The following is a 1,020-nucleotide window of genomic DNA, read 5'->3' as shown; positions in this document are numbered from 1 at the left end:
GGTGGACGCATCCAGCAATGGGCTATGGTCATGAATCAACTATTAGTTCATGACCACCTAAAGGAACGTGTGAAGAAATATCTAGAATAACTTACACACTTTTCTTGACAAGCCCTAAATAAAACCGTTTGACCCTTATTAATAGGACCAAACGGTTTTATTTATCTTTTCGTATCCACCACGATACTATCATATTGTAAATTACAAAACTCTACTGTCTATAGCGGGCTAATATATTTTTTGAATAAAATCAGTTATTTATAAAATAAATACAAGGTTTTTCCTAAGGGAATACCTGCTGTTTTTAACTTTGCTTTGAGAGAAATAAATCACTCTTATAAACCCATACTGTTTATCAAATAATATAGCGTGGCTTTTTCTTTTTCAATTTGGTTTTTAATTTGATTATATACATCTTCACAAGCTTCCAAAATATTTTCAAGTTCGATATTAAAATTATGCTTTATTCCATCTGATGGAGTCCCGTCTTCATCAAAATTTAGATATCCATAATAAACTTCGATGTCACCACTATAACTAGAATAAGTGTTATTTGTAATATTATCTACGAACTTGATGAGGATGTGATCACTCCCTCCATCTTCTGGATTTAATTCACCTTCAACATACACTCTAAAATTATTATTATCAAAATCTTTAAATTCTAATAAATTACCAGTAAAATTAAACACTTCTTCACACTTCCACATTTCTTCACTCTCAAAATCTTCAGGATCTAAATTTATCCTATCCTTAAAGAGTTCTAGAATTTCGTCCTGCATTACTTCCAAATCCTCATTCATATGGAGTGTTCCAGCCTCAATTCTGTTAAAGTTATTAATAACATTTTGAGCTTTAACTAAATCTAATTCACTAATTGTTTCTATAACCTCAGAATAGTCTGTGTATTGCAAAATAGAAGTGCAGACCTTTGCAAGAGAAAAATGCAAAGTCCTGCACTTTATTTGATAGGTGCATAAAAAAAGACTTGCCAGTCACCCCAAGTCCCACTACATTAAT

The 1,020-nt window shown here is 31.5% G+C and carries 1 protein-coding gene; it reads right to left on the bottom strand.

All coding sequences use genetic code 11. From position 1 onward, the window contains the following. Positions 1 to 335: 335 nt before the first annotated feature. On the bottom strand, positions 336 to 914 hold the full coding sequence (locus ACTJJ9_RS26295) for a hypothetical protein (protein WP_440769010.1): 579 nt from the start codon (positions 912 to 914) through the stop codon (positions 336 to 338). Positions 915 to 1,020: the final 106 nt, after the last annotated feature.

Source organism: Metabacillus sp. 22489 (assembly GCF_052044855.1).
Lineage (GTDB): Bacteria > Bacillota > Bacilli > Bacillales > Bacillaceae > Metabacillus > Metabacillus niabensis.
Note: the sequence above shows the minus strand (reverse complement) of the source record. Positions and strands in the feature narration are given on the sequence as shown.